Source organism: Streptomyces sp. NPDC052687, assembly GCF_040678395.1.
Taxonomy (GTDB): Bacteria; Actinomycetota; Actinomycetes; order Streptomycetales; family Streptomycetaceae; genus Streptomyces.
Window position 1 is genome coordinate 44,554 of the sequence record NZ_JBFATR010000033.1, and the last position, 25,869, is coordinate 70,422.

General features: G+C 73.7%; 23 protein-coding genes, 5 tRNA genes and 1 pseudogene. 19 read left to right on the forward strand and 10 right to left on the reverse strand.

Features of this window, described 5'->3' with window-relative positions; genetic code table 11:
- Positions 1-129: 129 nt before the first annotated feature.
- Complete coding sequence (locus AB0K92_RS23640; protein WP_166004693.1) at positions 130-801, reverse strand: lysophospholipid acyltransferase family protein; 672 nt, start codon at positions 799-801, stop codon at positions 130-132.
- A gap of 423 nt (positions 802-1,224) precedes the next feature.
- Between AB0K92_RS23640 and AB0K92_RS23645 the strand changes: the two genes are divergently transcribed.
- From AB0K92_RS23645 to AB0K92_RS23655, 3 genes are all read left to right on the forward strand, one after another.
- Positions 1,225-2,388, forward strand: coding sequence for a glycerophosphodiester phosphodiesterase (locus tag AB0K92_RS23645; protein ID WP_365925878.1), 1,164 nt, complete (start codon positions 1,225-1,227; stop codon positions 2,386-2,388).
- 74 nt (positions 2,389-2,462) lie between these two features.
- Positions 2,463-2,966: a sigma-70 family RNA polymerase sigma factor gene (locus AB0K92_RS23650; protein WP_365925880.1), complete on the forward strand. Its 504-nt coding sequence runs from the start codon at positions 2,463-2,465 to the stop codon at positions 2,964-2,966.
- A 44-nt stretch (positions 2,967-3,010) separates the two neighbouring features.
- On the forward strand, positions 3,011-3,508 hold the full coding sequence (locus AB0K92_RS23655) for an N-acetyltransferase (protein WP_165996823.1): 498 nt from the start codon (positions 3,011-3,013) through the stop codon (positions 3,506-3,508).
- 12 nt (positions 3,509-3,520) lie between these two features.
- Here the strand turns inward: AB0K92_RS23655 and AB0K92_RS23660 are convergent, their stop codons facing one another.
- Together AB0K92_RS23660 and AB0K92_RS23665 are read right to left on the reverse strand one after the other, a co-directional pair.
- Positions 3,521-3,937 (reverse strand): hypothetical protein, encoded by a 417-nt coding sequence (locus AB0K92_RS23660; RefSeq protein ID WP_365925883.1) that lies wholly within the window; start codon positions 3,935-3,937, stop codon positions 3,521-3,523.
- Position 3,938: 1 nt separating this feature from the next.
- The gene (locus tag AB0K92_RS23665) at positions 3,939-4,298 is read right to left on the reverse strand and encodes a hypothetical protein (RefSeq protein WP_165996819.1); all 360 of its coding nucleotides are present in this window, start codon (positions 4,296-4,298) and stop codon (positions 3,939-3,941) included.
- Positions 4,299-4,872: 574 nt separating this feature from the next.
- Between AB0K92_RS23665 and AB0K92_RS23670 the strand changes: the two genes are divergently transcribed.
- The 9 genes from AB0K92_RS23670 to AB0K92_RS23710 all read left to right on the forward strand — a co-directional run bounded on the left by AB0K92_RS23670 (position 4,873) and on the right by AB0K92_RS23710 (position 17,443).
- Positions 4,873-5,931 (forward strand): ATP-binding cassette domain-containing protein, encoded by a 1,059-nt coding sequence (locus tag AB0K92_RS23670; protein WP_365925885.1) that lies wholly within the window; start codon positions 4,873-4,875, stop codon positions 5,929-5,931.
- On the forward strand, positions 5,928-6,665 hold the full coding sequence (locus AB0K92_RS23675; RefSeq protein WP_165996816.1) for a methionine ABC transporter permease: 738 nt from the start codon (positions 5,928-5,930) through the stop codon (positions 6,663-6,665). The genes AB0K92_RS23670 and AB0K92_RS23675 overlap by 4 nt, the downstream gene beginning before the upstream one ends.
- 101 nt (positions 6,666-6,766) lie before the next feature.
- Positions 6,767-7,591, forward strand: a complete 825-nt coding sequence (locus AB0K92_RS23680) for a MetQ/NlpA family ABC transporter substrate-binding protein (RefSeq protein WP_365925887.1) — start codon at positions 6,767-6,769, stop codon at positions 7,589-7,591.
- Positions 7,592-7,612: 21 nt separating this feature from the next.
- Positions 7,613-8,440 (forward strand): MetQ/NlpA family ABC transporter substrate-binding protein, encoded by an 828-nt coding sequence (locus AB0K92_RS23685; RefSeq protein ID WP_365925889.1) that lies wholly within the window; start codon positions 7,613-7,615, stop codon positions 8,438-8,440.
- Between the two features lie 127 nt (positions 8,441-8,567).
- Positions 8,568-9,206, forward strand: a complete 639-nt coding sequence (locus AB0K92_RS23690; protein WP_365925891.1) for a GNAT family N-acetyltransferase — start codon at positions 8,568-8,570, stop codon at positions 9,204-9,206.
- A 97-nt stretch (positions 9,207-9,303) separates the two neighbouring features.
- On the forward strand, positions 9,304-10,515 hold the full coding sequence (gene cbiE, locus AB0K92_RS23695; protein WP_365925893.1) for a precorrin-6y C5,15-methyltransferase (decarboxylating) subunit CbiE: 1,212 nt from the start codon (positions 9,304-9,306) through the stop codon (positions 10,513-10,515).
- 344 nt (positions 10,516-10,859) lie between these two features.
- Complete coding sequence (cobT, locus tag AB0K92_RS23700; protein WP_365925895.1) at positions 10,860-15,098, forward strand: nicotinate-nucleotide--dimethylbenzimidazole phosphoribosyltransferase; 4,239 nt, start codon at positions 10,860-10,862, stop codon at positions 15,096-15,098.
- A gap of 149 nt (positions 15,099-15,247) precedes the next feature.
- On the forward strand, positions 15,248-16,540 hold the full coding sequence (gene cobA / locus AB0K92_RS23705) for a uroporphyrinogen-III C-methyltransferase (RefSeq protein WP_365925897.1): 1,293 nt from the start codon (positions 15,248-15,250) through the stop codon (positions 16,538-16,540).
- Positions 16,541-16,624: 84 nt separating this feature from the next.
- Complete coding sequence (locus AB0K92_RS23710) at positions 16,625-17,443, forward strand: RNA methyltransferase (RefSeq protein WP_365925899.1); 819 nt, start codon at positions 16,625-16,627, stop codon at positions 17,441-17,443.
- Positions 17,444-17,558: 115 nt separating this feature from the next.
- Here the strand turns inward: AB0K92_RS23710 and AB0K92_RS23715 are convergent, their stop codons facing one another.
- A complete protein-coding gene (locus AB0K92_RS23715; protein ID WP_365925926.1) occupies positions 17,559-19,106 on the reverse strand; it encodes a protein kinase in 1,548 nt (515 codons plus the stop codon).
- A 187-nt stretch (positions 19,107-19,293) separates the two neighbouring features.
- Between AB0K92_RS23715 and AB0K92_RS23720 the strand changes: the two are divergent.
- The 4 genes and pseudogenes from AB0K92_RS23720 to AB0K92_RS23735 all read left to right on the forward strand — a co-directional run.
- Positions 19,294-19,520: pseudogene (locus AB0K92_RS23720) on the forward strand (hypothetical protein); the annotation flags it as partial.
- Between the two features lie 218 nt (positions 19,521-19,738).
- The gene (locus AB0K92_RS23725) at positions 19,739-19,948 is read left to right on the forward strand and encodes a hypothetical protein (RefSeq protein WP_165996799.1); all 210 of its coding nucleotides are present in this window, start codon (positions 19,739-19,741) and stop codon (positions 19,946-19,948) included.
- Between the two features lie 325 nt (positions 19,949-20,273).
- Positions 20,274-21,209: an aminoglycoside phosphotransferase family protein gene (locus tag AB0K92_RS23730; protein ID WP_365925902.1), complete on the forward strand. Its 936-nt coding sequence runs from the start codon at positions 20,274-20,276 to the stop codon at positions 21,207-21,209.
- Positions 21,210-21,304: 95 nt separating this feature from the next.
- The gene (locus AB0K92_RS23735) at positions 21,305-21,601 is read left to right on the forward strand and encodes a zf-TFIIB domain-containing protein (RefSeq protein ID WP_365925904.1); all 297 of its coding nucleotides are present in this window, start codon (positions 21,305-21,307) and stop codon (positions 21,599-21,601) included.
- A 58-nt stretch (positions 21,602-21,659) separates the two neighbouring features.
- Here AB0K92_RS23735 and AB0K92_RS23740 read toward each other — a convergent pair.
- The 5 genes from AB0K92_RS23740 to AB0K92_RS23760 all read right to left on the reverse strand — a co-directional run bounded on the left by AB0K92_RS23740 (position 21,660) and on the right by AB0K92_RS23760 (position 22,155).
- A tRNA-Val gene (locus AB0K92_RS23740) sits at positions 21,660-21,731 on the reverse strand.
- A 54-nt stretch (positions 21,732-21,785) separates the two neighbouring features.
- Positions 21,786-21,857, reverse strand: a tRNA-Val gene (locus AB0K92_RS23745).
- Positions 21,858-21,897: 40 nt separating this feature from the next.
- Positions 21,898-21,969 (reverse strand) — tRNA-Val (locus AB0K92_RS23750).
- 1 nt (position 21,970) lies between these two features.
- Positions 21,971-22,044, reverse strand: a tRNA-Cys gene (locus tag AB0K92_RS23755).
- Positions 22,045-22,082: 38 nt separating this feature from the next.
- Positions 22,083-22,155, reverse strand: a tRNA-Gly gene (locus AB0K92_RS23760).
- A 178-nt stretch (positions 22,156-22,333) separates the two neighbouring features.
- Here AB0K92_RS23760 and AB0K92_RS23765 point away from each other — a divergent pair.
- The 3 genes from AB0K92_RS23765 (at position 22,334) to AB0K92_RS23775 (ending at position 25,125) form a co-directional block, all read left to right on the forward strand.
- Positions 22,334-23,386 (forward strand): chorismate-binding protein, encoded by a 1,053-nt coding sequence (locus tag AB0K92_RS23765; RefSeq protein WP_365925906.1) that lies wholly within the window; start codon positions 22,334-22,336, stop codon positions 23,384-23,386.
- The gene (locus AB0K92_RS23770; RefSeq protein WP_365925908.1) at positions 23,383-24,204 is read left to right on the forward strand and encodes an aminodeoxychorismate lyase; all 822 of its coding nucleotides are present in this window, start codon (positions 23,383-23,385) and stop codon (positions 24,202-24,204) included. The genes AB0K92_RS23765 and AB0K92_RS23770 overlap by 4 nt, the downstream gene beginning before the upstream one ends.
- 96 nt (positions 24,205-24,300) lie before the next feature.
- Positions 24,301-25,125, forward strand: coding sequence for a GNAT family N-acetyltransferase (locus AB0K92_RS23775; RefSeq protein ID WP_365925910.1), 825 nt, complete (start codon positions 24,301-24,303; stop codon positions 25,123-25,125).
- 3 nt (positions 25,126-25,128) lie between these two features.
- Here the strand turns inward: AB0K92_RS23775 and AB0K92_RS23780 are convergent, their stop codons facing one another.
- Positions 25,129-25,677: a DsbA family protein gene (locus tag AB0K92_RS23780; protein ID WP_365925912.1), complete on the reverse strand. Its 549-nt coding sequence runs from the start codon at positions 25,675-25,677 to the stop codon at positions 25,129-25,131.
- Positions 25,678-25,869: the final 192 nt, after the last annotated feature.

Genomic DNA, 25,869 nt, shown 5'->3' on the forward strand with positions numbered 1-25,869 from the left:
GTGTCAGATTCCACCGGCAGGCGGACGGAGAGGCGCCCTCGCGGACCTCGCGGACCCTCACGGGACCTTGCGGACCTCACAGACCTCACGGCCCTCGCGGACCTCGTGCCGTCCGCCGCGCGGCGACACTCAGGCAGCCTTGGCCTTGGTGGCGTACATGTCGACGTACTCCTGGCCCGACAGGCGCATGACCTCGGCCATCACCGAGTCGGTCACCGCCCGCAGCACATAGCGGTCCCGGTCCATGCCCTCGTACCGGGAGAACTCCATCGCCTCGCCGAACCGCACGGTCACCCGGCACGGCCGGGGGATGCCCGCGCCGCCCGGCTGGATCCGGTCCGTGCCGATCATCGCGAACGGCACCACCGGCGCCCCGGTCATCAGCGTCAGCCGCGCGATGCCGGTACGGCCCCGGTACAGCCGTCCGTCGGGCGAGCGGGTGCCCTCGGGGTAGATCCCGAAGACCTTGCCCTCCTCCAGGATGCGCCGCCCGGTCATCAGCGCCGCGACCCCGCCCTTGCCGCCGTCCCGGTCGACCGGGATCATGCCGACGCCGGTGAAGAACCAGGCCATCAGCCGGCCCTTGAGGCCCTTGCCGGTGACGTACTCGTCCTTGCCGATGAAGAAGACCTGACGGTCGCAGACCAGCGGCAGGATCATCGAGTCGATGAACGTCAGGTGGTTGCCCGCCAGGATCACCGGCCCGTCGCCCGGGATGTGCTCCACGCCCTCCACCCGGGGGCGGAACATCAGGCGCATGATCGGACCGAGCACTGCCTTGATGAGCGCGAAGCGGGACAACGGGCCCTCCGGTGTCGAGAGATCCAATGTGCGAAACGTCATGAGTCTGTGCAGGTGAGGACGATACTCGCGGTTCGGGGGCCGGCGCACATCGGGTTCACCGAGGCCTTACGCGCTGTTGACGCACGTTCACCTGCCCCCCGGGGCCGCGGACGGCGCCCCGCCCGGCCGTCACGGTGTGACCCATATCGCCCCGCGGCCACCGCGAGAGGGCTGCCGGACCACTCCGTGGCCCCGTCCTCACCGCCCGGCTGCCCGCGTCCCGCCCGGTCAAGCCGACGGCATGTCACTTTGCGCCGTCCGTACGCCATTCGTCGTCATCCATGTGTTCGATCCAGGGCCTCCCCCCGGTCATCTCCACCCCCCTACGATCGGCCCGCACCGCGGTCGAACAACGGCCGAGCCGATTGCCGGGAGGCGCCGATGGGAACGCAGGAGACGAACGGACACGCCCGCACTCCGGGACGACGGGCGCTGCTCGGCGCCGCCGTGCTGGGCGCGGGCGGAACGGTCCTCGGGCTGGGCGGTACGGCGAGGGCCGAGGCGAGCAGGGAGGGCCGCGGTGTGAAGAGCCTGCCCGTGCCGACGATCATCGGCCACCGCGGCGCCAGCGGCTACCGCCCCGAGCACACCCTCGCCGCCTACCAGCTCGCCCTCGACATGGGCGCCGACATCGTCGAGGCCGGCGACCTCGTCCCCACCAAGGACGGCCACCTCGTCTGCCGCCACGAGCCGGAGATCGGCGGCACCACGGACGTCGCCGACCACCCCGAGTTCGCCGGCCGCAGGACCACCAAGACCGTCGACGGCGTGGCCACCACCGGCTGGTTCACCGAGGACTTCACGCTCGCCGAGCTGAAGACCCTGCGCGCCAAGGAGCGGATCCCCGCCAACCGCCCGCACAACACCCTCTACGACGGCCGCTGGGAGATCCCCACCTTCGAGGAGGTGCTGCGCTGGCAGGACGAGCAGACCAGGCGGCGCGGCAAGCAGGTCTGGATCTACCCGGAGCTGAAGCACCCCACCTACTTCCGCGAGCTCGGTCTCGGTCTGGAGGAGCGGGTCGCCAAGGTGCTGCGCAAGCACGGCAAGCACAAGTGGCACTCGCCGGTCATCCTCCAGTCCTTCGAGCCGACGAGCATCCAGCGCCTGAACAAGCTGGTCGACAACCCGCTCGTGGTCCTGCTGTCCGGTGCGAACACCCGCCCCTGGGACTTCGTCGCGACCGGCGACCCCCGCACCGTCGCCGACCTGGTCAAGCCCGCCGGCCTGCGCGAGATCGCCTCCTACGCCCAGGGCATCGGCCCCACCCTCGACCTGGTCATCCCGAAGGACAAGGCCGGCCACCTCACCCAGCCGACCACCCTGGTCGCCGACGCCCACAAGGTCGGCCTGATCCTGCACCCCTACACCCTGCGCAACGAGAACCCGTTCCTCCCGGCGGACTTCCGCAAGGGCACGGACCCCGACGCCTACGGCGACGTCTTCGGCGCCTACCGGGCGTACTTCGCGACCGGCATCGACGGCGTCTTCACCGACCACCCGGACACCGGCCTGCTCGCCCGCGAGGAGTTCGTCAACGGTTGAACCATCCGGCCCCGTTCGGGCTGACTCCCCGCCGCCCGGGCAACCTCCGGCCCGGGCGGCGCGTCGTGCCGCATATGACGCACGACCTGCTCACCACCCTGCGCCCGCTGCTCACCGCCGAGGCCCTCGCCGAGGCGCACGCCGGTACCGAACCCGGCGACCTCGAACAGGCGGTCTGGCTCCGCCTCCTGGAACGCCTCGACAGCGACGGCCCGCCGCACGACCCCGAGCGCTGGCTGCGCCGCGCCGTCCGCTCCGAGGCACGCCGCTGCCGCCGTACGACCCGGCGGGAACGGCCGTACGAAACGGAACCGGCCGACGAGCGCGACCGCACCCCGGAACAGCTCGCCCTCGCCTCGGCCCACCGCCGCGCCCTGCGCGACGCGGTCCGCCGGCTGCCCGGCCGCTGCCCGTCCCTGCTGGAGGCCCTGATGGCTCCGGAGGACCTGACATACCGTGAGATCGCGGGGGAGTTGGGTATCTCACAGGGCAGTCTCGGACCGGAACGTTCCAGATGTCTGGGATGTCTGCGTCGAATGCTCACACCGGAGGTTGCGGCCCGGAGAGCACGGGGATAGGAGTGAGGGACGACAGGCGACAGGTGAGCGGGAGGCGTGCACACATGGGCATGAGCGTGATCATCTCCGAGGCGACCGAACAGGACGCCGAGCAGATCTTCAAGCTGCAGTACCTGTGCTTCCAGAGCGAGGCCGCGCTGTACGGCAACTACCGCATCGACCCGCTCGTCCAGTCCCTCGACTCCGTGCGCCGGGAGGTCGCCGACGACTGCGTCGTCGTCGCCCGGCTCGGCGACGAGGTGGTCGGCTCGGTGCACGGCACGGTCACCGAGGACGGCGCCGCCGCGATCGGCAAGCTCTGCGTCCACCCCCGCCTCCAGGGCCACGGCATCGGCGCCCGCCTGCTGCGCGCGGCCGAGTCCGCCCTCGTGGAACAGCGCGGCGCCAGGAAGTTCCGCCTCAGCACCGGCCACCGCAGCGAGAGCAGCCTGCGCCTGTACCGCCGCGTCGGCTACGAGAAGGTGGGCACCGCCGAGGGCGCGGACGGCATCCCGATGGTCGTCCTGGAGAAGCAGGCCGAGGCGTACGTCCAGACCGCCTGAGCCGGCGAACCGTCAAGCCGGCCGCGCGCCGCGCGCCTTGCGCAGCCACACCAGCGCGGAGACGGGCAGGAGCACGGGGATGAACAGGTAACCCATCCCGAAGTCCGACCACACGGTCGCGTCCGGGAACGCGGACGGCTCCACCAGCGTCCACAGGCCGACGGTCACCACACCCACCAGCTCGGCGGCGCAGCACACCAGCGCCGCCCTGCGGGCCCGTTCCCCGCCGCGCACCAGGGTGTAGGTGATGAAGCCGTACACCACCCCCGCCACCGCCGACAGCGTGTAGGCGAGCGGCGCCCGGTCGAACTCGGTGGCGATCTGGTACGCGGAGCGCGACACCGCGCCGACGACCATCACGCCGTACAGCCAGACGAGCAGCGTCCCGGGCCCGCTCGCCAGCCGCCGCTTCTCCTCGGCCGCGCTCACCTCAGCCTCCCCAGATGTCGTAGAGCCGCACCTCGAGCACGGCGAGCACGACGCCGCCGGCGGCCACGGTCACCGAACCCCACTTGGAGCGCTCGGCCAGCGACATGAACCCGGCGGCCGGCACGCACGCGAACGCGCCCAGCAGATACGCCACGAAGATCGTCGTACCCTGCTCCGGCTGTTCGCCCCGTGCCAGCCGCACGACGCCGACCACCAGCTGGACCAGGGTCAGCAGCGTCACCACGGCCATCCCGATGAAGTGCCAGTCCTTCGTCGGCTGGTCACGGTAGGCGGCCCAGCCGCACCACGCGGCGAGCAGCAGGGCGGCGACCCCGGTCACCAGCGTCAGGGCATCAAGCATGCAGCGACCTTATTACGACGCATCGGACACCCCGCTCCCGCCCCCGGCTGGGCGCGAGGGCGGCAGACGGGGGCGTGGCCTTGGCCACACCCGCCCCGCCGGCGCGCTCGGCCCCGACGCCGGCCCGCGGGTCCGTCGGTCCCGTCCGTGCTGGTCACGGGCGGGGGAGCGGCAATGGGCGGACGGGAGGGACGTACGCCGGCCGCCGTCCCAGCGCTGTCCACTATGCGGACGGCGATGACCGGTCAGCCGCGTAAGTCTGCTTTACTGACCGCATGACCACGACGAGCTGCCGCACCCTTGCGACCGAGGCGACCATGACGCCCGGTGCTCGTTGTCTGTGTCCGCGTCGAATGTGCGCCTTCTAGAGGGCCCCTGCACCATCCGCGCCTCGCGCCCCGAAGCGAGTGCCCGCTCGGATCCGCCGTAGCCCCCGACCTATGGCACCGAGCCGCCCCGCGCACATGTTCTCCCCCGGTTCCCACCACCGCGAGAACCGTGCCGCGTTCCCGACCGCATGCACCCGTGCCCGGGCACACCCACGCCCGCGCACTCGACAGTGACGGAAACCCCAGTGATCACCACATCGGGTCTGACGAAGATCTACCGGGCCGACGGCTCACGAGGCCGCGAGGTCACCGCCCTCGACGGTGTCGACCTGCACGTCCGCGAAGGCGAGGTGTACGGCGTCATCGGCCAGTCCGGCGCCGGCAAGTCCTCGCTCATCCGCTGCGTCAACCTCCTGGAGCGCCCCACCTCCGGCACCGTGATCGTCGACGGGCAGGACCTCACCGCCCTCGCCGGCCGCGGCCCGCGCGCCGGACGGGAACTGCGGCAGGCGCGCAGCCGGATCGGCATGGTCTTCCAGCACTTCAACCTGCTGTCCACCCGGACCGTGCAGGACAACGTCGAACTGCCCCTGGAGATCCTCGGGAAGTCGGGGAAGGAACGCTCCCGCAAGGCGCTGGAACTCCTCGACCTCGTCGGCCTCGCCGACAAGGCCAAGGCCTACCCCGCCCAGCTCTCCGGCGGCCAGAAGCAGCGCGTCGGCATCGCCCGCGCCCTGGCCGGCGACCCCAAGGTGCTGCTCTCCGACGAGGCCACCAGCGCCCTCGACCCGGAGACCACCCGCTCGATCCTGGCGCTGCTGCGCGACCTCAACCGGCAGCTCGGCCTGACCGTCCTGCTCATCACCCACGAGATGGACGTCGTGAAGTCGATCTGCGACTCGGCCGCGCTGATGGAGAAGGGACGCCTCGTCGAGTCCGGCACGGTCAGCGAACTGCTCGCCACCCCCGGCTCCCAGCTCGCCGCCGCGCTCTTCCCCGTCGGCGGGGAGGCCTCCGCCGACGACCGCACCGTCCTCGACGTCACCTTCCACGGCGAGGCCGCCACCCAGCCGGTCGTCTCCCAGCTGGCCCGCACCTACAACATCGACATCTCGATCCTCGGCGCCGCCATCGACACCGTCGGCGGACTCCAGGTCGGCCGGATGCGCATCGAACTGCCCGGCCGCTATGAGGACAACGTCGTGCCGATCGGCTTCCTGCGCGAGCAGGGCCTCCAGATCGACGTCGTCGGTCTCACGGACGACGACAACGCGCCCGCGCTGGTGAAGGAAGGTGCCAAGTGACCTGGTCCGAGATGCAGCCCCTGCTGGAGCAGGCCTGTACCGAGACGCTGATCATGGTCGGCTGGTCCACCCTGATCGCGGTCGTCCTCGGCCTGCCGATCGGTGTCCTGCTGGTCCTCACCGACAAGGGCGGACTGCTGCAGAACACCGTGGTGAACAAGGTCATCGGGCAGATCGTGAACGTCGGCCGCTCGATGCCGTTCATCATCCTCATGGTCGCGCTGATGAACTTCACCCGCTGGGTCACCGGCACCACCATCGGCAGCGAGGCCGCGATCGTGCCGCTCGCCATCGGCGGCATCCCGTTCTTCGCCCGGCTCGTCGAGACCGCCGTCCGCGAGGTGGACCACGGGCTGGTCGAGGCCGTGCAGTCGATGGGCGGCAACACCTGGACCATCGTCCGCAAGGTCCTCATCCCCGAGGCCCTGCCCTCCCTGATCGCGTCCACCACCACCACGGTCATCGCGCTCATCGGCTACTCCGCCATGGCCGGCACCGTCGGCGGCGGCGGCCTCGGCGACCTCGCGGTCCGCTACGGCTACCAGCGCTTCGAGACCGGACTGATGTGGATCACCGTGGCGATCCTCGCCGTGGTCATCTCCCTGATCCAGTTCGCCGGCGACTACGCGGCCCGCTCCCTGCACCGCCGCGGCGGCCGCTCCGGCCCCGCCCCCAAGCTCCGCCTGCTGCGGGCGAAGGAGCCGGCGGCGGCCGACATCGGCAAGGTCGCCTGACCCCGCGCCGAACCGCGCGGCCGCCCGGCCGCGCAGGCACCCCACAGACTCCCCGTCCACCCACGACGGGGTCGCACCACCCATAAGGAAAGGCACTTTTCGTGCGTAACACCGCCAAGATCACCACCGCCGTCCTCGCCGCCGGAGCCCTCACCTTCGGGCTCACCGCCTGCGGTTCCTCCGACTCCGGCTCCGACACCGACGGCCCCCTGGTCGTAGCCGCCAGCCCCGTCCCGCACGCCGAAATCCTGAACTACGTCCGGGACAACCTCGCCAAGGACGCGGGCCTGGAGCTGGAGGTCCGCGAGTTCACCGACTACGTGACGCCGAACACGGCCACGGAGGACGGCTCCGTCGACGCCAACTACTTCCAGAACCAGCCGTACCTCGACGACTTCAACAAGAAGAAGGGCACCCACATCGTGCCCGTCGTCACGGTCCACCTGGAGCCGCTGGGCCTGTACTCCCACAAGGTCAAGAGCGCCGACGACCTCAAGAGCGGTGCCACCATCGCCGTCCCCAACGACACCGTGAACGAGGCGCGCGCCCTGAAGCTGCTCGCCGACAACGGCCTGATCACCCTCAAGGACGGCGTGGGCAACGAGGCGACCCCCGCGGACATCACCAAGAACCCCAAGAAGCTCAAGTTCAAGGAGCTGGAGGCGGCCCAGACCCCGCGCTCCCTGGACGACGTGGACGCCGCCGTCGTCAACGGCAACTACGCCATCGAGGCCGACCTCCAGCCCGCGAAGGACGCCCTCGTGCTGGAGTCCCCCAAGGACAACCCGTACGGCAACTTCCTCGCCGTGAAGGAGGGCAACGAGGACGACCCGCGCGTCAAGAAGCTCGCCGAGCTGCTCACCTCCCCCGAGGTCGAGAAGTTCATCGAGGACAAGTACGCCGGCTCGGTCATCGCCTCCTTCTGACCCGCCGAGAGGAGTCTCCCCGTGCGCAAGACCCCTCTCGTCACGGTCGCGGCAGCGGCACTCGCCCTGGGCCTCACCGCCTGCGGCTCCGGCTCCTCCGGGACCGGCGGCGGCTCCGACGACACCCTCGTCGTCGGCGCCACCGCCGTCCCGGCCGGCGAAGTCCTCACCTACATCAAGGACAACCTCGCCGAGGACGCCGGCCTGAAGCTGGAGATCCGCGAGTTCACGGACTACGTCCTGCCGAACACCGCCCTCCAGGAGGGCTCGCTGGACGCCAACCTGTACCAGAACAAGCCCTACCTGGACGACTTCAACCAGGCCAAGGGCACCGACCTGGTGCCGGTCGTGGACGCCTACCTGCCGCCCATGGGCGTCTACTCCAAGACGGCCGACGACGTGACCGAGCTCGCCGACGGAGCCACCGTCGCCGTGCCCAACGACACCACCAACGAGGGCCGCGCCCTGCGCCTGCTGGCCTCCGAGGGCGTCATCACGCTCGCGAAGGACGCCGGCACCGACGCGTCCCCCGCGGACGTCACCGCCAACCCCAGGCACCTGAAGTTCAAGGAACTGGACCCCGCCCAGCTGCCCCGCTCCCTCGACGACGTGGCCGCCGCGGTCATCAACAACAACTACGCCCAGGACGCGGGCCTCAGCCCCGCCAAGGACGCCATCCTCCTGGAATCGGCGAAGGACAACCCCTACGCCAACCTCCTCGCGGTCAAACGCGGCAACGAGGACGACCCCCGCGTGAAGACCCTCGCCGGCCTGCTCACCTCACCCGAGGTGCGGCGGTTCATCGAGGACAAGTACCAGGGATCCGTCCTGCCCGTCACCCCCCGCTGACCCGGCACACCGCACCACACGCCCCCTCCCCGCCGGAGGGGGCCCGTGGTGCGGTCCGGTGCTTTCATGCTGCATGCTGGGCAGTTCAGCAGGCCCTGACGGTTCAACAGGTTACGGAGCGGCGCCCATGACGAGCACCTTCCCCAACATCTCCATCAGCACGGAGCGGTTGGTCCTGCGCCCCTTCGAAGAGCCCGACACCGAGGCCCTCGCCGCGATGATGAACGACGAACTCGTCGTCGCCTGGACCTCCGTACCGCACCCCTACACCGAGGCCGACGCCCGCGCCTGGATCACCGAACTGGCCCCCGCCGAACGCACCGAGGGCCGCGGCATCGTCCTCGCCGTCACCGAGTTCCTCACCCAGCGCCTCGTCGGCATCGTCCACCTGCGCAACACCGACTGGCGGGTCCGCTCCAGCGAGCTCTCCTACGTCATCGCCCCCTGGGCCCGCGGCGAGGGCTACGCCTGTGAAGCCGCCCTCGCCACCGCCCAGTGGCTCTTCAACGACCAGAAGTTCGAACGGCTGGAACTGCGCACGGCCGCCGACAACACCGCCTCCCAGCAGGTCGCCCAGAAGATCGGCTGCATCAGCGAGGGCGTCCTGCGCGGCGCCTGGATAGCGCGCGCCCGCACCGGGAGCGGGCCGTGGACCGACGTCCGCACCGACGTCATCGTGTGGAGCCTGCTGCCGGAGGACCTGGCCGGCGTCGCCGACGAACTGGCCGGCAACGGAGGTTTCACCTCCTACTCGGACTGGAACTGAACCCACGGCGAGGCCGCCCGCCCCGCCTCCGCTCCCACCAGGTACCCTCACGGAGCCTGCCCGACGACCTGCGCAAACCCACGGGAGACTGACGACGATGGCCGACCGGGTCACGGTGATCGGCTGGGACGGCTCTCCGCTGACCGCCGCGGCACGCGCCGCCCTCGGCGCCGCCACCCTGGTGGCAGGTGCCGCCCACCACCTCGCGCTGCCCGAGGTACCGCCCGCCGCCGAGCGCGTCCGCCTCGGCAGTGTCGCCCTCGCCGCCCGCCGCATCGCCGCCCACCGCGGCACGGCCGTCGTGCTCGCCGACGGCGACCCCGGCTTCTTCGGCGTCGTCCGCACCCTGCGCGCTCCCGAGTTCGGCCTGGAGGTCGAAGTCGTCCCCGCGGTCTCCTCGGTCGCCGCCGCCTTCGCCCGCGCCGGAATGCCCTGGGACGACGCCCACGTGGTCGTCGCCCACCCCCGCACCCTGCGCCGCGCGGTGAACGTGTGCCGGGCCCACACCAAGGTGGCGGTCCTCACCGCCCCCGGCGCCGGCCCCGCCGAACTCGGCCTGCTGCTGGACGGCGTCCACCGCACCTTCGTCATCTGCGAGGAACTCGGCACCGAGCGCGAACAGGTCACCGTCGTCACCTCCGACAAGGCCCCCGACCACACCTGGCGCGACCCGAACGTCGTCATCGTCATCGGCGGACCCGCCGGCGCCGGCGAGAGCGGCGGCTGGATCGCCGGCCGCGACCCGGCGGCCGGACCGCGCGGCTGGACCCTCCCCGCCGACGCCTACGACACCCCGCTCGGCGAAGGCGAGACCGAACCGCTGCGCGCCGCCCAACTCGCCCGGCTCGGCCCCCGCCTCGGCGACCTGGTGTGGGACATCGGCTCCGGCTCCGGCGCCTTCGCCGTCGAGGCCGCCCGGGCCGGCGCCGCCGTCATCGCCGTCGACCGGGACCCCGCCGCCTGCGCCCGCGCCGAGACCGCAGCCCGCCGCTTCGGCGTCCAGCTGCACGTCGTCCACGGCACCGCCCCGCACGTCCTGGAGAACCTGCCCGAACCGGACGTCGTCCGGGTCGGCGGCGGGGGAGCCGCCGTGGTCTCCGCGGTGGCCGACCGCCGCCCGCAGCGCATCGTCACCCACGCCGCCACCCGCGACGCGGCCGAACTCGTCGGCCGCGATCTGACCGAGCACGGCTACCGGGTCCAGTGCGCCCTGCTCCAGTCCGTGGAACTCGACACCCGGCACTGGTCGGAGACGGAGCGGAGCGTCGCGTTCCTGCTCAGCGGGGTCCTCCCGGACCGCGCCCAGTGATCCTGTTGTCATACCGGCGCGGTAGGCTGGCCGATCGCTGCACCGCACCAGGACGTCCGGCGCCCCGTCGGTCAATGTCCGGTCGACGCGCCCGCTTTGGGGTGTGTGCGGTACGGCACACACCGGACACCGCGCAACGTGGCGCAGTCCACAGCGGGCCGTCGCGGATCGAGCTGTCCTGACGGCGGAACGACCGCGACAATGCCACTGAATGGCTTTGTCGCCTTTTCCGGGCGGTCGTTCGTGCCGCTGGGCACGCACGCTCGTTCTTCACTACGGGCGGTCGGTGCGCCGTTCCGGGTGAGCTGGTCGTAGAAGCATCAACCGATGGGCGAGGGGTACGCATGACCGACACCGGCCAGGTCCCGGGCGAGGGGCTGCCGGAGAACGCAGGCACGGTGGAGCAGCCGGGCGTTCCCGCACCCGGCGCGTACACCTACCTCTCCGAGACACCCGCCGAGGACGAAGACCTGCTGCTGCCCGGCGCCCAGGGCGCCTGGGGCAACGAGGTGCCGCCGCCCGCCCCGGAGCCGGTCGTCGAGGCGGTGCACGAGCCCGGCCCGCACGAGCTGGGCGGCCGCGACAGCGGTTCGGTCGACCTGACCGGCGTACGGCTGCCGAACCCGACGGTGCCGACGGCCCCGACGACGCCGATCCCGCCGATCACCCCGCGCCGTCCGCTGCACCTCGGCCCGCCGATCCCCGACACCTCCGCCAGCCCGGTCCGCTCCCTCGCCGACCGCGGTCCCGCGGGCGTGCCGGTCCGTCAGCCCGGCCAGCCGGCCGCCGGCCCCGAGTACCTCGACGTCCCGCGCGAGGCGGCCCCGCAGGGCGCCGCACCGTGGGGCGCGCAGGCCGCGGCTCCGGCCCCGGCCGCCGCCCCGGCCCAGGTCGTCACCGAGGCCATGCCTGCCGAAACGGTTGTCCCGGTCGCGCCCCAGCCCCACCCGGAACCCGCTCCGGAGCCCACGGACGCGGCCCAGGCCGCGGTCGCCCGCCTGACGACCCAGGCGGCGTCGTCGATGACGGGCGCGCAGACGGGCGCGCAGGGCGAGCCGGAGCAGGTGCCGGGTGAGCTGCCGGGGGAGGAGGCGCAGGCTGTCGAGGGCGCCGAGACCACCGAGGCCGTTGTCGCGCCGGTCGCCGAGGCCGCGCAGGTGCCTGCCGACGGGACGGTTCCCGGTGACGCCGCTCAGGTGCCCGCCGAGGTGCCGGTCGCGGCCGATGCCGGGCAGGCCGCTGCCGCGGTGCCGGTCGAGGGTGACGGTGGTGACGCTGTCGGCGGCGACGCCGCTGAGGTGCCCGCTGCCACGCCGGCCGCCGACGAGGCGGCCCAGGCTTCCCCCGCCGTGCCGGCCGCCGCCGAGGCTCCGGCCGTGGCTCAGGCCGCCCCCGTCGAGGGTGCCGCGCAGCCGCAGCCCGCCGAGCCCGTGCAGGGCCCCGTCGCCGTACCGGCGCCGGAGCCCGAGGCCGTCCAGGCCCAGCCCGTCGCCCCGCAGGAGACTCCCGCGCCCGAGACGCCGCAGGCGCCGACGGCCCCCGAGCAGCAGCTCGCCGAGGCGGTCGCCCAGGAGACCTCGGACGTCCCGCAGGCACCCGAGGCGCCGGTCCCCGCCGCCGGCCAGGCCCCGCAGGCACCGCAGCCGGCCGACGCCGTCGCGCCGGAGGCGGCCCAGGCCCCCGTGCCCGTCGCGGCGGCAGAGGTACCGCAGGCGGCAGAACCCGTCGCGCAGCCGGCCGCACCCGAGGCCCCGCACGCCCCCGAGGTCCCGCACGCCCCCCAGGCCCCGCACGCCCCCGAGGCGACGGCGCCCGAGATGCCCCAGGCGGCGCCCGAAGCCGTCGCGGCCGAAGCCGAGGCACCCCAGGCGCCCGAGGCCGCCGTGGCCCAGGTACCACAGGTGCCCGAAGCCGCCGCAGCCGAGGCACCCCAGCCCGCAGAGGCCGTCGAGCCCGTCGCCCCCGAGGCGGTCCAGGTTCCCGAGCCGGCCGCGCCGGAGGCGGTCCAGGCGCCGCAGGCTCCCGAGCCCGCGGCCCCCGAGGCACCCCAGGCGCCCGAAGCCGTCGTGCCCGCCCCCACGCCGGAGGCGGCCGTCGCGGAGCCCACGGCGGACGTCTCGCCGACCCCCCGGCCCGCGGAGCCGGCCGACGCCACCGCACAGCCGCACCCGCAGCCCACGGACGCCGCCCAGCCGCAGCCGATCGCGGAGCAGCAGCCCGCCGAGCAGCCTGTGGAGCAGCCCGCCCCGCCCCACGCGACGGCCCCCGAGCCGACGCCGGACGCCCAGCCGCAGCCCCAGCCCGAGCCCGAAGCCCAGTCCCAGGCACACCCACACCCGGAGACCGAGCCCCAGCCCGAGGCCGCGGTCACCGACGTACAGGACACCCCGGAGCTCACCGGCCCCCTCGCAGCCCCGGCGCAGACCCCGGCACCCGAGGCGGCCGCCCCCGCGGACGCTGCCGCCCCCGCCCCGGCGCCCCAGGCCGCCGAGCCCGCCGCCGAGCAGCCGGTCGGCCAGTTCGTGCCGGTGGAGGGCACGGTCCCGTCGACCCCCCACCCGGCCCCGACCCCGCCGCAGGCCGCCCCCATGGCCGAGGACGCCCCGCACCCGGGCCCCGCCCCGCAGCAGCCGGAAGCCGCCGTCACGGTCCCCGCCCCGCGCGAGGCCGAACCGGAGACTGTCGCCGCCGAGGCGACCGCGGACGCGGACCCGGACGTCGCCCCCGTCCAGCAGGCCGACGACCTGGACACCCGGGGCGCCGGCCACGAAGACCAGGAAGACCGGGCAGACCGGGCAGACCAGGAAGAAGAAGGCACGGCCACCGTGGCAGAAGCACGACAGTCCACCGGCCCGGCCGCGCCCGCCTACGACGACGCCGAGCGCGAGGCCGTCCTCAAGGTCATGCGCGAGCGCCGCGACATCCGCAACGGCTTCCGCAGCGACCCCATCCCGCACGAGGTGCTGCTCCGCGTCCTGGAGGCCGCGCACCACGCGCCGTCGGTCGGGCACTCCCAGCCGTGGGACTTCGTCGTCATCCGCTCGGCGGACACCCGCCGCGCGATGCACGAACTGGCGATGCGCCAGCGCGAGGCGTACGCGAAGTCGCTGCCCAAGGGCCGCGCCAAGCAGTTCAAGGAACTGAAGATCGAGGCGATCCTCGACACCCCGGTGAACATCGTCGTCACCGCGGACCCGACCCGTGGCGGCCGCCACACCCTCGGCCGCCACACCCAGCCGCAGATGGCGCCGTACTCCGCCGCCCTCGCGGTGGAGAACCTGTGGCTCGCCGCCCGCGCGGAGGGCCTCGGCGTCGGCTGGGTCAGCTTCTTCGACGAGCGCGAGATGGTCCGCGCCCTCGGCCTGCCCGAGCACCTGGAGGTCATCGCCTACCTCTGCGTCGGGTACGTCGACGAGTTCCCGGACGAGCCCGAGCTGATGCAGGCCGGCTGGTCCAAGCGCCGCCCGCTGTCCTGGGTGGTCCACGAGGAGACGTACGGCCGCCGCGCCCTGCCCGGCGAGGAGCCGCACGACCTGCTCGCCGAGACCGTCGCGCAGATCCGCCCGCTGGACGCCAAGGCGCTCGGCGAGGCCTGGGAGCGGCAGAAGCGGATGACCAAGCCGGCCGGCGCGCTCGGCATGCTGGAGATCATCTCCGCGCAGCTGTCCGGCCTGTCCCGGCAGTGCCCGCCGCCGATCCCGGAGCCCGCGGCCGTCGCGATCTTCGCCGGCGACCACGGGGTGCACGCCCAGGGCGTCACCCCCTGGCCGCAGGAGGTCACCGCCCAGATGGTGGCCAACTTCCTCGGCGGGGGAGCGGTCTGCAACGCGTTCGCCAACCAGGTCGGCGCCGAGGTGTGCGTCGTCGACGTCGGCGTCGCCGCCGACCTCCCGGCCACCCCGGGCCTGCTGCCGCGCAAGATCCGCCCGGGCACCGCCGACATGACCACCGGTCCGGCGATGACCCGCGAGGAGGCCAAGCAGGCCATCGAGGTCGGCATCGAGACCGCCCGTGACCTGGTCGCGGCCGGCAACAAGGCGCTGCTGACCGGCGAGATGGGCATCGCCAACACCACCGCGTCCGCGGCCCTGATCTCCGTCTTCACGGGCGCCGACCCGGCCGAGGTGACCGGCCGCGGCACCGGCATCAACGACGAGACGCTGGCCCGCAAGACCGAGGTGGTGCGCCGCGCCCTCGAAGTCCACCAGCCGGACCCGGCCGACCCGATCGGCGTCCTCGCCGCGATCGGCGGCCTGGAGCACGCCGCCATGGTCGGCCTGCTCCTCGGCGGTGCCTCCCTGCGCACACCGGTGATCCTGGACGGCGTCAGCGCCGGCGCCGCCGCCCTGGTGGCCCGCGCCATCGCCCCCGAGGTGCTGGCCGCCTGCATCGCGGGCCACCGCAGCGCGGAGCCCGGCCACGTGGCCGCGCTCAACAAGCTGGGCCTGCGCCCCCTGATCGACCTCGACCTCCGCCTCGGCGAGGGCACCGGCGCCCTGCTCGCCCTCCCGATGGTCCAGAGCACGGCCAGGGCGATGCACGAGGTGGCGACGTTCGACTCGGCGGGCGTCACCGAGAAGTAGCCGCGCCGCACGGGGCGGTCCGCTGTTCAGCCATCGGACCGCCCCTGCCGCCTGCCCCCTCAGCACTCTAAAATCCGCACGTCAGGGCCGCTCCGACGCCGAAGCGCCCCTCGCCTGCCCCGCCTGCCCCCACGAGGAGCCGTCCCCTCATGGCCGAACACCCCGCCTACCCCGTAGGCCTCCGCCTCACCGGCCGCCGGGTCGTCGTCCTCGGCGGCGGCCAGGTGGCCCAGCGCCGCCTGCCCGCCCTCATCGCGGCGGGCGCGGACATCCACCTGATCTCCCCGCAGGCCACGCCCTCCGTCGAGGCGATGGCGGACGCGGGCGAGATCACCTGGACCAGGCGCCCCTACCAGGACGGCGACCTCGCCGACGCCTGGTACGCCCTGATCGCCACCAGCGACACCGAGGCGAACCGCGCCGCCTCCGCCGAGGCGGAGCGCCACCGCGTGTGGTGCGTCCGCTCCGACGACGCCGACGCGGCCACCGCGTGGACCCCGGCGACGGGCCACAGCGAGGGCGTCACGGTCGCGGTCCTCACCACCGACACCAAGTCCCGCGACCCCCGCCACACCGCCGCCATCCGCGACGCGGTCGTCGAGGGCCTGCGCGACGGCACCCTGGTCGCCCCGCACCACCGCACCCGCACCCCCGGCGTCGCCCTGGTCGGCGGTGGCCCCGGCGACCCGGACCTGATCACGGTCCGCGGCCGCCGCCTCCTCGCCGAGGCCGACGTCGTCATCGCCGACCGCCTCGGCCCGCGCGACCTGCTCGCCGAGCTGCCGCCGCACGTCGAGGTGATCGACGCCGCGAAGATCCCGTACGGCCGTTACATGGCCCAGGAGGCCATCAACAACGCCCTGATCGAACACGCCAAGCAGGGCAAGTCGGTCGTCCGGCTGAAGGGCGGCGACCCTTACGTCTTCGGCCGGGGCATGGAGGAGCTGCAAGCCCTCGCGGACGCGGGCATCGCGTGCACCGTCGTCCCCGGCATCTCCAGCTCGATCTCGGTCCCCGGCGCGGCCGGCATCCCGGTCACCCACCGGGGCGTCGCCCACGAGTTCACCGTGGTCAGCGGCCATGTCGCGCCGGACGACGAGCGCTCGCTGGTCGACTGGCCGTCGCTCGCCAAGCTCACCGGCACGCTGGTGATCCTCATGGGCGTCGACAAGATCGGCAAGATCGCCGAGACCCTGATCGCGCACGGCAAGTCCCCGGACACCCCGGTCGCGCTGGTCCAGGAGGGCACGACGGCCGCCCAGCGCCGCGTCGACGCCACCCTGGCCACGGTCGCCGAGACGGTCCGCACCCAGGAGGTCAAGCCGCCGGCGGTCATCGTCATCGGCGAGGTCGTCGAGGTCGGCCCCCGAAGCACGCCCCAGAGCACACCGCGGCGCACGCCCCAGAGCACACCGCGGCGCACGCCCGGGAGCACGGCCTAGCCGACCCCGCGACCCGCGGGGTCACAGCACCCGCTCCGAGCCGTTCGGAACCACCCCCTAAGCAAGGCAAGGCACTATCACCCCGTGGCCGATCTCATCACCGTCGAGGACCCCGACGACCCGCGCCTGCACGACTACACCGGCCTGACCGACGTCGAGCTGCGCCGCAGGCGCGAACCCGCCGAGGGCCTGTTCATCGCCGAGGGCGAGAAGGTCATCCGGCGGGCCAAGGACGCCGGGTACGAGATGCGGTCGATGCTGCTGTCCCCGAAGTGGGTCGACGTCATGCGCGACGTCATCGACGAACTCCCGGCCCCGGTCTACGTGGTCGGCCCCGAGCTGGCCGAACGCGTCACCGGCTACCACGTGCACCGGGGTGCGCTGGCCTCCATGCAGCGCAAGCCGCTGCCGGCCGCGGCCGGCCTGCTGGCGACCGCCCGCCGGGTGGTGGTCATGGAGGGGGTCAACGACCACACCAACATCGGCGCGATCTTCCGCTCGGCGGCGGCCCTCGGCATGGACGCGGTGCTGCTCTCCCCGGACTGCGCCGACCCCCTCTACCGCCGCAGCGTCAAGGTGTCCATGGGCGCGGTCTTCTCCGTCCCGTACGCCCGTCTCGAACCCTGGCCCCAGAGCCTGGAGTCGGTCCGCGAGGCCGGCTTCACCCTGCTCGCCCTCACGCCCGACGAGAAGGCCAAGACCCTCGACGAGGCCGCCCCGCACCGCATGGACCGGGTCGCCCTGATGCTCGGCGCCGAGGGCGACGGCCTGACCACCCGCGCCCTGGTGGCCGCCGACGAATGGGTCCGCATCCCCATGTCCCACGGCGTGGACTCGCTCAACGTGGGCGCCGCGGCGGCCGTCGCGTTCTACGCCGTGACAGCGGGCCGCCCGCAGCGGTGACACCCGCCGGGACAGCGACGTACGACACCCTCGCGGATCCGTGCCTCGTACGACACCCCCGGCGGACCCGTCCGGCGTACGACACCCCTCGCGGACCCGCCCGGCGTACGGCCGCCTAGTCGGGCAGCTCGATCGTGGACACGAACCGCTCGGACATCAGCTCACCCTGGGCCGGCGGACGGTAGCCGGTCTCGACCTGCTCCCGGCGGGTGTCGCCCCCGCCGCCACCGCCCGGCTCGCCGCCGAGCCCGCGCGCCGGACCCTGGCAGCCCTGCACCAGGGCGATCCCCAGCGCCACCAGCAGCGTCACGACGACGAACACGAACAGCCGCTGGCGCAGCAGCCGCGGATTCGCCGGCCGCCGCCCGGTCCCGGTCCGCGGCCCCGGCCGCCCGGCACCGCCGCGCGAGCCCGGACGGCTCCGGCCGGCGGGCCGGGTGCCGCCGCGCGGAACGGGGGTGTTGCGGGGCACCGGCGTGTTCCTCGGCGACGAGGCGTTCCTGGCCGGGGTGTTTCTGGGCACCGGGGTGTCGCGCGGCACGGGCGTGTTCCGCGCGACCGGGGTCGGCCGCGCGCCGGGCCGCGACGAGGGCCCCGTGCCGCGGGGAGCACCGCCGCCCCGCGACGGCACCGACCCACGCGAGGAAGCCCCACCCCGCACCGGCGCCGGACCACGTGCCGCGCCCGCACCGCGGGGCACCGGTGTGCCGGGCGTGCTCGACGGGCGCCGGACGGACTGGCCGCGCTGCTGGTCGGGGTAGGTGTCCGCGAGCCGCCCGGTGGGCCGGTCCGCCTCCCCGGCGCGCGGCGCGGGCGGCCGCCCGTCGAGCAGCCCCTGGGCCTCGCGGGCGGCGATCTCCTTCAGCCGCAGCGACAGGTCCAGGGTGCTGGGCCGCTCCTCGGGGTCCTTCGCCAGACAGGCCCGCACCAGCGGGGCGAGCGCGTCCGGCACGCCGTGCAGCTGCGGCTCCTCGTGGACCACGCGGTACAGCATCACCTCGGAACTGCCGTGCCCGAACGGCGAGTCGCCGGTGGAGGCGTACGCGAGCGTGGCACCGAGCGAGAACACGTCCGTGGCCGGGGTGACGGCGGCGCCGCGCACCTGCTCCGGAGCGAGGAAACCGGGCGAGCCGACCGCCGTCCCGACGTGCGTCAGCGTGGAGGCCCCGGTCGCCCAGGCGATGCCGAAGTCGATGATCCGCGGCCCCTTCGGGGACAGCAGGATGTTGGACGGCTTGAGGTCCCGGTGGACGACTCCCGCCTCGTGCACGGCGACCAGCCCCTCCGAGAGGGCGGCGCCGATGGCGGCGACCTCGGCGGCGCCGAGCGGCCCCTCGTCGGCGACCTTGTCGTGCAGCGACGGGCCGGGCACGTACTGGGTGGCGAACCAGGGCCGCTCCGCCTCCAGGTCCGCCGCCACGAGCCGGGCCGTGCAACCGCCGCGGATCCGGCGGGCGGCCGACACCTCGCGGGCGAACCGCGACCGGAACTCCTGATCCTCCGCCAGGTCGGGCCGGATCACCTTGAGGGCGACCCGCTGCCCCTTCTTGTCGGAGCCCAGGTAGACAACACCCATCCCGCCCGCGCCGAGCCGTCGGTGAAGCTTGAACGAGCCGACGACGCGCGGGTCCTCGCGCCTCAGGCGCATCATCGCCATGTTCATCCCCGCTGCCCGGTCCGTGTGACGTGCCACAGCTTACGTTTCCCCGGCCGCCTGCGCGCAGAGGCCGCGCCCTCACGTCCTGATCGATTGTCAGTGCCCGGCGCGCGACGTAAAAGGTGGTCAGGGCGGGCGCAAAGAGGACGACTTGCCCGTGCCCGCACTCCCAACCATCCGACACGGAAGGGGGATTGGACGGCGCGAAGGTGACGGCGCGCGGGCCGTCGTGAACGCCGGTGACACCACGCGTACCCGGACGACGGCGCCGAGCGGGGCGGGCCGCCGGGCGGAGGCGGCGGTGCGGCGAGGGGCGCCCGACGTGAGCGAAGTCACCCCCACCGGGTCCTCGCCCCGGTCGGACAGCCGGTGCCCCGGCGGGACGGCTCGGAAAAGCCGGGACACACCGGACGTCCCCTTCCGGGAAGACCCCGAGACGCCGCCCGCCGTCTCCACCCAGGGGAGTACGCCGCAGGTCATGGCTCATCCTCCGGGAGGCCCGCCAAGCGGTACGAGGGCATGACGCCCGCCGCCGCCCCCGCGCCTAGATTTGAGGTCAAGCGGCGGGTGCAGTACTCGTCCCCCGAGGTCGGACACCCGCCGCTGCCGGACAACCGAGCACGGTCAGGAGAAGGACCATGGCCCACACGGCATCGCGGACGCTGGTCCGCGAGGAGGGACGCAAGGCGCTCGCCGCCGCGTTCCGTCCACGCCGCCAGGGCCGCCGCCACCCCTTGGTGGCGACGCTGATGGCCCTTCCCCTGGCGGCCCTGCTCCTCCTCGTCTTCGACGGGTGGGAGACGGTGGCCACACAGGCGTCGTCCGTGGGCGAGATGCTGGGGCGCTGAGCGGCGACCCCAGGCCCGGAAGAGCGGTCCGGGCGGGGACATCCCACCCATAACCCCGTGGGGACGGGGGTGCGGCGGACGGCACAGATGCCGGCGCAGCTGGGGAGCTGCGCCGGCATTGCTTTTTCCCGCCGGCCAGGGTGGCGCGTGGTCGCGCACCAGGGCGGTGCCTGGCCGAGGGCGCCGGAGACGCGACGCCGCCCCCCTGCGCCCCGGCTCAGCGGAGAAGCCGTCCCCTTGCCGGACGCTTCCCTCCGCAGGGAGGCCGCCACCCGGACCACGTACTCTCAGCGCACACCACCGGCCACCCCCCCCAGAGACCCCGATGACCTCACCCCCACTCCTCACCGCCCTCACCAAGGAAGCGAGAGCCGCAACCCACCCCCGTGACACCGCCTGCGTCTGCGGCGCCGCGAGCATCGCCACCCTCGCCGACCGCCCGGACGCCACCGTCGTCCGCCACGCGGGCACCGTCGCGAAGGCGCACGCCCCGGGTACGGACCCGGCCCACCTCGAATGCCGCCTGACCACGGCCTCCCGTCTCTCCGGCATCCTGCTGGCCCCGCTCAGCCCGACCCCGGTCACCCTCCACGGCCGCCTGGTCACCCTCTGGCCGTACGGCACCCCCGTGGACCCCGGCGACCCGGACGCCGCCCCCTGGGAAGCCGCGGCTACCCTCCTCGCCCACCTCCACGGCAGTCCCGCCCCGGCTCCCGTGCCCCCGATGCGCGGCCCGGAGAAGGCGGCCCGCGCCGTCGCCCGTCTGACGGCGGCGGCCGCCCGGCACCCCGCCACCCCGGCGATCCTGCGCGCCTGGTCCGTCCTCCCCGCCTGGGCCCGCGCCGAGGCGCCCATGCCGGCCCCGGCCACCCTCTGCCACGGCGACCTCCACCTCGGCCAGCTCGTGCGCGCGGGCGGCACCCCGCACGCCCCCTGGCGTCTCATCGACGTCGACGACCTCGGCGTGGGCGCCCCCGCGTGGGACCTCGCCCGCCCCGCCGCCTGGTACGCCTGCGGCCTGCTCCCGCCCGACGAGTGGACCCGCTTCCTGGACGCCTACCGCGCCGCCGGCGGCCCCGCCGTTCCCTCGGACGGCGACCCCTGGCCGGCCCTCGACGTCCCGGCCCGCGCCCTCACCGTCCAGACCGCCGCCCGGACCGTCACCAAGGCCCTGTCCGCCGGCCGCCCCCTGGACGAGATCGAGCAGTCCGTCGTCGACGCCTGCGACCGGATGGCCGCCGCACCCCCGGAGTTGGCGTGAAACGCCGCGAAGTAGGGTGCAACCGACCGCAGCCGGACAGAGTCTGTGCTGGAGATACGTGAAGCAGGATCGACCGGCGAGGAGTTGAGCCCACCGTGCAGTGCCCGAAGTGCCGTGCCGCGATGCACACCTACAACCGCAACGGAGTCCAGATCGAGCAGTGCAGCAACTGCCGAGGAATCTTCCTGGACTACGGCGAGCTGGAGGCCCTGACCCGCCTGGAAGCCCAGTGGACCCAGCCCGCCCCGCCGCCGGCCGCCCCGCCCGCCGCCCCCGCCCCGCAGGGCTACCCCGCGCCGCCCGCCCCCGCCTGGGGCGCCCCGCAGCCCGGCCACGGCCACTACGGCCACCGCCGCCACAAGAGCTTCGGCCACATGCTCTTCTCCAGCTGAGCCCCGCGGCACGACGAAGCCCCCGGCCGTTCGAGACGGCCGGGGGCTTCGGACTGTGTGGACGATACTGGGATTGAACCAGTGACCTCTTCCGTGTCAGGGAAGCGCTCTCCCGCTGAGCTAATCGTCCTCGGGACCACGATCATCGCCACATCACTCAGCGGCTCCGATCATGGGCACTGCGTGCGCGATACTGGGATTGAACCAGTGACCTCTTCCGTGTCAGGGAAGCGCTCTCCCGCTGAGCTAATCGCGCGGGTGGGACCTTCGAGAAGATCCGGGATCCGAAGATCCAGTGGACGATACTGGGATTGAACCAGTGACCTCTTCCGTGTCAGGGAAGCGCTCTCCCGCTGAGCTAATCGTCCTTGGAGGTGGAGACGGGATTTGAACCCGTGTAGACGGCTTTGCAGGCCGTTGCCTCGCCTCTCGGCCACTCCACCAGGAGTGTAGAGGACCGGGAAGATCCTCTTTTCCTTCGAGCGGACGACGAGGCTCGAACTCGCGACCTCAACCTTGGCAAGGTTGCGCTCTACCAACTGAGCTACGTCCGCTTGTCGTTTCGGGCCGCTTCCGCGTCCCGGCGACGTGTTGAACTCTAGCGGATTCCCGGGCCAGTACAAAAACGCGTTTGTGCAGCGTGCTGCGGTGTGCCGCCGGACGGCCCGCCCGGGGGTCCCCCGAAGGCCGCGCCGAGGTCACCCGCCGGACACCCGCCCTAGACTCGACAGCGTGCTCGACCTGCCCCCTCTCGCCCGCTTCGGCGACCGCGTCGCCACCGGCCTCACCGACGTCACCAGCGACCCGGCCGCCCTGGACTCCAGCGGCTTCTGGGCCGTCGCCGCGGACTTCGAGGGCCGTCTGACCTGCGCCCGCTTCACCGACGTCCGCGAGGAGCCGGTGCCCGCCCCCGTGCCGGGCGCCTGGCACGGCCCGGCGGCCGGTGACTGGACGTCGTCCCTCGACCGCGCCGCGTACACGGCGGGCGTACGGCGCGTGCGCGAGCACATCGCGGCCGGCGAGGTCTACCAGGCGAACCTCTGCCGGGTGCTCTCCGCGCCGATCGCCCCCGGCGCCGACGTGGACGCCCTCACCGCGCTGCTCGCCCGCGGCAACCCCGCGCCGTACGCGGGAACGATCCGCCTGCCGGGGCACGGCGTGGAGATAGCCACCGCCTCCCCGGAGCTGTTCCTGCGCCGGGAGGGACGGACCGTCGAGTCCGGGCCGATCAAAGGCACCGGCCGCACCGAGGCGGACCTCCTGGAGAAGGACTACGCCGAGAACGTGATGATCGTGGACCTGGTCCGCAACGACATCGGGCGGGTCTGCGCCACCGGCAGCGTCACCGTGCCCGACCTGTGCGTGGTGGAGAAGCACCCCGGCCTGGTCCACCTCGTCTCCACCGTGCGCGGCGAGCTGCGCCCCGAGGCCGGCTGGCCCGAGCTGCTGGCGGCCGCCTTCCCGCCCGGGTCGGTCACCGGCGCCCCGAAGTCCAGCGCCCTGCGGATCATCGACGCCCTGGAGACCGCCCCGCGCGGCCCCTACTGCGGCGGGATCGGCTGGGTCGACGCCGACCGGGGCGTCGGCGAGCTGGCCGTCGGCATCCGCACCTTCTGGATCGACCGGGCCGACCCGGCCGCGCCCCGGCTCCGGTTCGGCACCGGCGCGGGCATCACCTGGGGCTCGGACCCCGAGGGGGAGTGGCGGGAGACCGAGCTGAAGGCGTCCCGGCTGCTCGCGGTAGCGTCGGGCGCGTACGAGGCGAGTGGAGAGGTACTGACGTGAAGATCTGGCTCGACGGCGGGCTCCAGGACATCGAGTCCGCCCGTGTCTCCGTCTTCGACCACGGGCTGACCGTGGGCGACGGCATCTTCGAGACGGTGAAGGCGGTGGACGGCCGGCCCTTCGCGCTCACCCGGCACCTCGACCGGCTCACCCGCTCGGCCCGCGGCCTCGGCCTGCCCGAACCCGACCACGACGAGATCCGCCACGCCTGCGCCGCCGTCCTCGAAGCCAACCCGATGCCGCTCGGCCGGCTGCGCGTCACCTACACCGGCGGCCACGGGCCGCTGGGCTCCGACCGCGGCGAGCACGGCCCGACCCTGGTCGTCGCCCTCGGCGAGACCACCCGCCGGCCCGACACCACCGCCGTCATCACGGTGCCGTGGACCCGCAACGAGCGCGGCGCGCTCACCGGGCTGAAGACCACCTCGTACGCCGAGAACGTCGTCGCGCTCGCCCGCGCGCGCGAACAGGGCGCCTCCGAGGCGCTGTTCGGCAACACCGTCGGACAGCTCTGCGAGGGCACCGGGTCCAACGTCTTCGTCGTCCTCGACGGCGAGATCCACACCCCGCCGCTCGCCTCCGGCTGCCTCGCGGGCATCACCCGCGAGCTGACCATCGCGTGGACCGGCGCCAAGGAGACCGACCTGCCGCTGGACGTCCTGGAGCGGGCCGACGAGGTCTTCCTCACCTCCACCCTGCGGGACGTGCAGGCCGTGCACCGCGTCGACGGCCGGGAACTGCCCGGCGCGCCGGGTCCGGTGACCGCCAAGGCCATGCGCGTCTTCGACGAGCGCTCCGCGGACGACCTCGACCCGTGACACCCGCTCCCGTGACGCCGCTCCCGCGACGGCCGCACCCGTGATCGTCGCGATATTCGGCTGAGACGCGGGGCGCGCTCGGGTAGAACACCGGTGATGACCACGACCCTACGGCCGACCGGGCCGCTCCGGCTGAATGCCGACGGGACGCGCTCGCGCCACTTCCAGGTGTGCGTGAACGGCCGTCCCGTCGGCGCCCTGCACCTCGGCACCTCCGCCGCCTTCGGGGACGCGGTGGCGAGCGTGCACGACCTGCGCGTCGAGGAACCCGACCGCGGACGCGGCCGCGGTACGTTCGCCCTGCTCGCCGCGGAGGAGGTGGCCCGCGGCTGGGGCTGCTCCCTGATCGAGACGACGGTCCCGGCCGGCGCCGAACCGGCCCTGCGGCTCGTCCGGACGCTGGGCTACGCCGTCCGCAACCGCGGTATGGAGAAGCGGCTCGGCGACCGCCCGCCCGCCCTGCCCGACGGCAGCCGGGCCCGTCCCATGACCGAGGCCGAGTTCGGGCCCTGGCACGAGGCGCAGTGGGAGGAGTACGCGCGCACCTGGATCGAGCGCGGGGTGCCCGAGGAGGCGGCCTACGCCAAGGCGCGCGGTGACCGGGAGCGGCTGCTGCCGCGGGGCCGGGACACCGAGGGCATGCGGTTCAGCGTCCTGGAGCACGGCGGGACGCGGGTGGGCCTGCTGTGGCTGGCGCTGCGCGAGGACAGGGCGTTCGTCTACAAGGTGGCGGCCGACGCGGCCCACCGCGGGCGCGGGCACGGCCGCGCGCTGATGCTCCTGGCGGAGATCCAGGCGATCTCCGCCGGTCTGCGGGTGGTCGGGCTGAACGTCTTCGCCGGGAACACCCCGGCGGAACGGCTGTACGCGTCACTGGGCTACGAGACGACGCAGTACGCGATGCAGAAGCCGCTGCTGTGACCGTCAGGCCGGTCGCTCGGCGAGCAGCCGGTCCGCGATCTCCTCGATGCGCTCGCGCAGGCCCTCCTGGCTCTTGCCGCCGTCGAGGCGCTCGCCGCCGATGACGTACGTCGGGGTGCCGGTCACCCCGATCGCCTTGCCCTCGGCCTGGTCGGCGTCCACGATGAGGATGTGCCGCCCGTCGATCAGGGCGGTGTCGAACTCCTCGGTGTCCAGGCCCAGTTCCCGGGCCACCTCGATGAGGAACGGTTCGCCCTTGCGGTCCAGCTCCTCGACCCGGCCGAGCACCGCCTCCACGTACGGCCACCCCTTGCCCTGTTCCAGCGCCTCCTCGGCGGCCTGCGCGGCGGCGAAGGCGTGCTTGTGCTTCTCCAGCGGGAAGTGCCGCAGGCGCAGCTCCAGGCGGTCGCCGTAGCGCTCGCGCAGGGCGCGCAGGTCGTCGAGGGCGGTGCGGCAGTCCGGGCACTGGAGTTCGCACCAGACGTCGAGAACGGCAGGCGCGGGGTGCGCGGCCTGTGCGGCCTGCGCGGAGGCGGGGGAGGTGTCGCTCATGCGTCCCAGTCTTCCAGGAGGGCCGGATCCGTCCCAATCCGGCTGGGGTGGGGGCGGGCGGTGGTCCCCGGTCCGGCGGTGCCGTTCGGCGTCGAGGGCGGGGTGTGCGGGGTTCCTCCCGGAGGGGGCCACCCGGAGATGTCCCTGATGTCCGGCCGGAGCATGGCCGGGCGGGGGGCGGGAGGTGCACGA